Source organism: Actinophytocola sp. (genome assembly GCF_045807065.1).
In the GTDB taxonomy this organism is placed as follows: Bacteria; Actinomycetota; Actinomycetes; order Mycobacteriales; family Pseudonocardiaceae; genus Actinophytocola.
Window position 1 is genome coordinate 1 of record NZ_JBJMIE010000266.1, and the last position, 3,730, is coordinate 3,730.

The 3,730-nt window shown below is 75.4% G+C and carries 2 protein-coding genes and 1 pseudogene; 1 reads left to right on the top strand and 2 read right to left on the bottom strand.

The features are described 5' to 3' along the window. Positions 1–127: pseudogene (locus tag ACJ73U_RS15455) on the top strand (30S ribosomal protein S3); the annotation flags it as partial. 923 nt (positions 128–1,050) lie between these two features. Here the strand turns inward: ACJ73U_RS15455 and eccB are convergent. Next, a complete protein-coding gene (gene eccB, locus ACJ73U_RS15460; protein ID WP_407778309.1) occupies positions 1,051–2,460 on the bottom strand; it encodes a type VII secretion protein EccB in 1,410 nt (469 codons plus the stop codon). Position 2,461: 1 nt separating this feature from the next. Continuing rightward, positions 2,462–3,730: type VII secretion integral membrane protein EccD (gene eccD, locus ACJ73U_RS15465; protein ID WP_407778310.1), on the bottom strand; the 1,269-nt coding region annotated here is incomplete at its 5' end.

Genomic DNA, 3,730 nt, shown 5'->3' on the forward strand with positions numbered 1-3,730 from the left:
GAGTGGTATCGCGAAGGCCGCGTGCCGCTGCATACCCTGCGCGCCGACATCGACTACGGCTTCTCCCAAGCCAAGACCACCTACGGCGTCATCGGCGTCAAGGTCTGGGTCTACAAGGGCGACACCCTCGGTCGCACCGACGCGCCGTCCCTGGACAGCACGCCGCGCCCCGAAGGCGAAGTGCGCCGCGGTCCCCGTGGTCCGCGGCGTGACGGCGACCGCCGTCCGAGCGGCCCCGGCCGTGGCGGCCCGCGCGGCCCCGGCGGTGGTGGCGGTGGCGGCGGCCTGGGTGCCCTGCCCACTCCCATCACGAGCATCCCCGGCCTCGGTACCGGCAGCGGTAGTGGGAACGGCCAGGGCGGTGGCCTCGGCAGTGGCAGTGGCGGTGGCAGTGGCGCCGGCGGTGGTCCCGTCGCCGGGGTCAAGGTGCCGGGTGTGAGCCTCGGCGGCGGCGCCATCAGCGGCATTCCCGGCCTCGGCTCGGCGGGCGGTGGCGGTGGCGTCGGTGGTGGCATTGGCGGGGGCGGCGGCATCGGCGGTGGTGTCGGTGGCGGCACCGGTCAGATCCCCGCGGCCGCGACCCCGTACCAGGCACCCGCGTCCACCGGCCCGGCCGGCGTGGCCCCCGCCGCGCCGACCTCCGCCGGTGCGGCGACCACCGCGGGCGGCGGCGGATCGGGCGGCGGCATGGGTGGCATGCCGATGTCCCCGATGGGCATGGGTGGCATGGGTGGCGGCGGCGCCCCCGGCTCCGGCACGGCGTCCCGCCCCAGCGGCGGCAGCAACCGGAACCGCCGCAAGGAGGTCGTGACACCGGGTCTGCCGGTGATGCTGAGCGGCAAGGCGGGCATGGCCGACCTGAACGCCTTCGCCGGCCGCGGGCGCAAGCAGGTGCAGGAGTCCGACGTGCCGACCACGGTCCAGCTCATCGACGAGGACCTGTGGCAGGTGGAGCAGAAACCGGCCGCCGACGAACGCGTGGTGGCACCCTCGGTACGCCGGGCGCACTGACCGCAGGAGAAGGGCCCCGAGCGACTCGGGGCCCTTCTCCTACCGTTGGAGGGCGGCCTCGTGGCTCAGGCCCGAGCCCATCGGGATCCGTGCCACCAGGCCCGCCGGCATCCGCACCGGCGTGACGTCGGAGTACCCGAGCACCTTCAGCACGTCCGCCGACGCGAGCGCGTGCGCGATGCCCTGGTCGGTCACCACGAGGAACGTCCCGCGCGGCGCGTCCGCCGACGGCACCGCCTCGACGACCGCCGCCCGCCCGGCCGGCACCAGCACCCGGTCCGCGAGCACGGCGCCCCGCTCGGTCCGCTTCGGCGTGGCCGCCATGGGGTCGACCGGCGGCATCACGGGCGCCAGCGTCACCAGCGGCACGCTGGCCCTGGGCGGGAACGTCAGGCACAGGGTCGCGTCGTCGTCCATCCGCACGAAGTCCGGCCGGACGGCCGGCGGGTCCCCGGGTTTCGCGGGCGCGATCGACGCCTGCGGTGCCCCGCTGGCCTCGATCAACCCCATCGGCAGGGCCCTCGGCTCCTGGTTCGGGTACGCCTTCGCGGTCTCCTGGTACGCGCGCTGGATGTCGTACTGCAGCTCGGTGATCGGCCGCAGCTGCCCCACCTCGGCCAGGTAGAACTGCACGCCCCGCGACGTCGACACCCCGAACAGCTGCCCGGCGAGGACGTCCGGCCGCACCACCCGCGCCGGCTGCCCCATCCGCGCCACGGGAATCGGCGCGATCGGCCGGCCGGCGGGGATCGACTCGATCACCGCGGGGCTCACCCGCACCGCCGGCGTCGCCCGCAGCGCCAGCCCGACCGCGAGCTGGTCCGGCTTGCTGATCAGGTGCCGGTAGCCGCGCAGGACCAGGTACCGCTCGCCGGTCTCCGGCACGTCCGCCAGCACCGCCTCGCCGCGCAGCGTCAGGCCGCCGCTCACGGTCTGCCCGACCATCAGCACGGATGTCGGCACGACCGTCCCGGTCAGGTCCGGCGCCGGCTGCGAGCAGAGCGTCCAGGGGTCGCTCAGCAGGCCGTCGGGCCCCGGCAGGTCGTCCGGCGCGTCCGGGATGCCGATGCGTGGGCCGCGGGGCACCCCGGTCAGCGAGTCCCGCGACACGCTCACGGTCTCGGCGTGGTCGCCGAGCGCCAGCAGTGCCGAGGTGTAGTTCTCGACCGGGTGCAGGCGGCCGTCGAGGTAGATGTAGCGGGTGCCGGTCTCCTTCTCGACGACCACCTTCTTGCCGTCCGCCCACGTCTGGTTGCCGCCCGGGTTGATCACCCCGTAGACGCCGACCGCGGCCAGCATGATCACGGCGATGGCGATGCCGCCGAACGCGGCGTTGACGGGCCGGCGGAACGGCGGCTGCTCCGGGTCGGTCTCCCTGGTGACCAGTGCGGAGATGACCCGCTGGACCAGGAACTGGTAGGCGTGGAGCTGGTCGCGCTTGGAGGCCATGTCAGCCGCCCAGCCCGCGCAGGTAGCCGTACAGGCCCAGCACCGAGCAGGTGACCGGCACGATCGCCAGCACCAGCACCACCTCCAGGATCTCCGCGTACCGGCCGAAGTAGGGGCTGGCCTCGCGCGTGCTGTGCAGGACGCCGAGCAACGCCGCCGCGATGCCGGCGAGCAGCAGCACCGGACCGGCCATCGTGAGCAGGTCGTTCCGGTCGGACATGAGCGGGTCGAGCGCGAGGCACACGGCCCCGGCCAGCCCGGCCACCAGCAGCGGCACGCGTTGCCGCACGATCGGGTAGAGCCGCGCTCGCAGCAGGAACCCGACGGTCAGGACCATGACGAGGACCATCCCGGCCTCGCTGCCGCTGGTGACCAGCAGCACCTGGCAGGGCACGACGACCGTGGCGAGCCCGCCGACCATGCCGGTGAGCAGGCTGTCCGCGCGGAGCACCGACGCGTAGACGGCACCCCGCGGTGGCTGCGGGTCGTCCCGCAGGAGGTCGGCGGAGGACTTCGGCAGCACCGGCATCGGCACCCGCGACAGCCGGATCGACAGCGGCGCGAGCACGGGGGAGAAGGCTAGCCCGATCCCGGCGACCAGCGCCGCGGCCTCGTACCCCTCGAGCGAGTCGAGCGTGGTGAGCCAGCCGCCGACCACGGCCAACACCCCTACGGTGGCCGCCCCGACGAACAGCGCGGCCCGGTCGACCACCCCGAGCAGGGCGACCATGGCGGCCAGCAGCAGCGCGGCACCCGCGCCGAGCAGGTGCGGCGCGCCGAGGTCGGGCAGGTCCCGGTTCCCGGCGAACACGAGCCCACCACCCGCGAACGCGAACGGCAGTGCGACGGCCGCCGCGATGGCGCCCGCGCCGGTGTCCCCGGCGGCGCGCGCGAGGAGCAGGGCGGTGGCGAGCAGCACGCCGGCGACGCCGATGGACCACCAGGCGGGCCCCGGCCACGGCGGCCCGGACCGGGCGACGGCGGCCAGTGCGAGCACGACGGCCAGCGCGCCGATCGCGAGTCCGGCGGCGCGGGTGTGCCGGGGTCCCCAGGCGCCGCCGGTGCGTGCCGACCCCGTGGCGATGGCGTCGACGAGGTCGTCGTACTCCAGCTCGGGCCAGTCCGTGTGCGCATGAGTGAGGTGCAGGACCTCGCCGTCCCGGACCCGCTGCGCGGCGAGGGTCCGCGCGGAGTCGAGTGCGGTGCCGTCCGCGCGGCGCAGCACCCAGCCGCCGCTCAGGGCGCCGGTGTCCGCGAGGTCCTCGCCGGC